The organism is Candidatus Phytoplasma phoenicium (assembly GCF_001189415.1).
GTDB lineage: Bacteria > Bacillota_I > Bacilli_A > Acholeplasmatales > Acholeplasmataceae > Phytoplasma > Phytoplasma phoenicium.
This window is the reverse complement of record NZ_JPSQ01000014.1, coordinates 1-2,900: the sequence shown is the minus strand read 5'-3', so window position 1 is coordinate 2,900 and position 2,900 is coordinate 1. Positions and strand designations below refer to the sequence as shown.

General features: G+C 21.8%; 3 protein-coding genes. All 3 read left to right on the top strand.

The genetic code is table 11. The annotated features are described in order from the left end of the window. Positions 1 to 661: 661 nt before the first annotated feature. Positions 662 to 1,228, top strand: coding sequence for a signal peptidase I (locus AlmWB_RS00550; RefSeq protein WP_050337090.1), 567 nt, complete (start codon positions 662 to 664; stop codon positions 1,226 to 1,228). Positions 1,229 to 1,441: 213 nt separating this feature from the next. Continuing rightward, positions 1,442 to 2,089, top strand: coding sequence for a uracil-DNA glycosylase (locus tag AlmWB_RS00545; RefSeq protein ID WP_050337088.1), 648 nt, complete (start codon positions 1,442 to 1,444; stop codon positions 2,087 to 2,089). Between the two features lie 72 nt (positions 2,090 to 2,161). After that, positions 2,162 to 2,900 (top strand): ribonuclease HIII (gene rnhC, locus AlmWB_RS00540; protein WP_050337086.1); only part of this gene is annotated, 739 nt, incomplete at its 3' end.

The window sequence follows — 2,900 nt, the reverse complement described above, 5'->3', positions numbered from 1 at the left end:
AAAAAATAATAAAAAATAAAATAAGGAATAATAATATTTTATATTTATATAACCATTTTTTTAATTTATTTTGTATTATATGTGTCCTTCTCTTTCTTTACATAATAATTATAACTTATTTTTTTAAATTTGAGTTGATTAGGATAATATAAGTAAAAATGAGTTTTAAGAGTTAATAATTTAATTTTAAATACTTAATTATTTGGTAACGATAGTAATTTATATATCTTTTAATTAAAAGTATACTTTTGCCTTTAATTAATATATAAAAGGATTCTGTATTAAATCATTATATAAGTGTGGTTTTTAGGCATACTATCAAATTTTATCGTAACTTTCTTTTTATTTTATTCATCTTGTGAATATATTTGTTTAATTATAAATTAATTCAAATATGTTGTCATTAAATGATAAATTGAATAAAATAAGTTCAATTTTTGATATTTGTAAAAAACTCTTATTTGGATTTTAATTGAAACAATAACATAGACAATAATTAATAGTTGAGATTATAATAGGGATTTTATGATATTGTTTATTTATTAATGTTTTTAATTTAAATTCGTTTTTATTCAAATAAAAAGATTAAGCATTGATTTATATTAGATATAAATGTTTTTTATAAAATGTTTTTATACAAAAATAATATGGGAAAATAATTATGAATCGAAACGTATGGCCAAAAATAAAAAAATTTTTTAATGTTCTAAAGAATTGTCTTTTTATCTTTTTATATGCTTTATTATTTTATTTGACTTTAATCCAAATTAGCAATTTTATTAATCCTACAAGAACAGTGGATTATTTATTTTTTAATTTTTTTGAAGTTGCTAGCAGTAGTATGGAACCAGGTATAAAGAAAAGTGATAAAGTGATTTTAAAGAGAATTCACGATAGAAAAACATTGCAACCAGGTGATATTATTTATTTCGAAACCAGTGATCCTTCATTGCAAAGTATCGGAATTAAACGTATTATTCATCGTGTTGTTAAAAATGATAAACAAAACGAAGAAATTACAACTCATGGTGATAATAATGAAAAAATAGCGCCTTTTGAAAGACAAATACCTTATAAGGATGTAATAGCCGAACATTTTTATACTATTCCTAACCAATATATCCAAAAATTGAATATTATCTTTTGGTTTGGGTTTATTTATATGATCATTGAACTTTTTTATAAAATTATTTATGTTAAAAATGATCCGAAAAATATTATTCTTTAACTTTATAAGATTTTTTACTCATCAAAACAAAAAAATACCATATTATGGTAGTTATTTTTTTGATATTTTCTCAATAATTTATAGTTGGTAAAGTGGCCAAATGATTTTCATATTGCATTTTATAATATATGTCTTGTTAATATTTTTCTTAAAAAGAAAAATATCAAACAATTGATTATATGGTTAATATAAAAGAGAAGGAAATACAAATATATGTGGCAAAAAATTATTTTACGAGAACAACAAAAAGTTTATTTTCAAGAAATATTAGTTTTTTTAAAAAGACAAATCCAAAAAAAGAAAATAATTTTCCCTTTGAAAAAAAATATTTTTAAGGCTTTTGAATTAACTACTTGGGATAATACTAAAGTTGTTATTTTAGGACAAGATCCTTATCACGGATGTTTTCAAGCACATGGTTTATCTTTTAGTGTCTTGAATTCCATGCCTCCACCTAGTTTAAAAAATATTTTTAAAGAACTTTATAATGATATTGGTGTTTCATCTGTTGTTAATAATTTATCTTCTTGGGCTATAGAAGGTGTTTTATTATTAAATGCTATTTTGACGGTAAATAAAGGAGAACCCTTAAGTCATCAAAACATTGGTTGGGAAAAATTCACAGCTAATATTTTTAAATTATTAAATCGCAAACAACATTTAGTTTATATTTTGTGGGGTAAATTTGCTCAAAGTTATGAGCAATATATTGATAAGCGATATAATTATATTATTAAAAGTTCACATCCTTCTCCTTTGTCTTCATATCGGGGATTTTTTGGTTCTAAACCTTTTTCAAAAACAAATAATTATTTAATATCACACAACATTAAACCTATTAATTGGGCTTTAATTTCTTAGGTGAAATAAAAATATTTTTATACAAAAAAGAGTATTTATATTAGATATTATTTTAAATAAAGGATTAGTAAAATGAATGATTTTTATACTTTAAAATTAAATTTGTCGCAAATGCAAATATTGAGAAAATATTATAAAGAAACATTAATTCAGTTTAAACTTTTTAATATATTTTTTATAGCCAAAAAAAAACAATGCCGAATTACGTGTTTTCGTAATGGTACTTGTTTAATTCAAGGAAAAGATAGTACAAAAGAAACACTTTATATCAAAAAGTTATTACCAAATTTTGATTTTCATAACCAAAATAACATTGGCTGCGATGAGGTCGGAACAGGTGATTTTTTTGGTCCTATAGTAGTGTGTTGTGTTTTTTTAAGTCCTGCTGATAGAATTTTCTTACAACAAATAGGCGTTAAAGATTCTAAAAAATTATCATCGAAAAATATTTATCGTATAGCTCATTTAACTATGAAAAAAATACCTTATTGCTATAGAATATTATCACCACAAGAATATAATTATTTAATTAAAAACAATAATTTAAATAAAATCAAAGCTTTATTGCATAATGAAATTATTTTAAAATTGTTAAAACAAATCAAAAAACCAACCATTGTGGTTTTAGATCAATTTGTTTATCCTTATAAGTATTTTGAATATTTAAAAAACGTCTATCCGGTACATAAAGATATTAATTTTCAAATACGTGCAGAACAAAAATATTTGAGCGTTTCTTTGGCTTCTATTATAGCTAGATATTTGTTTTTGGAAGAAATGAAAAAATTAAGTCAAAAAATGAATTTTGTTT

Bases quoted from the DNA above. Each gene is read 5' to 3' on its own strand.
- AlmWB_RS00545 (WP_050337088.1), top strand. From the start codon at position 1,442: ATGTGGCAAAAAATTATTTTACGAGAACAACAAAAAGTTTATTTTCAA.
- AlmWB_RS00550 (WP_050337090.1), top strand. From the start codon at position 662: ATGAATCGAAACGTATGGCCAAAAATAAAAAAATTTTTTAATGTTCTA.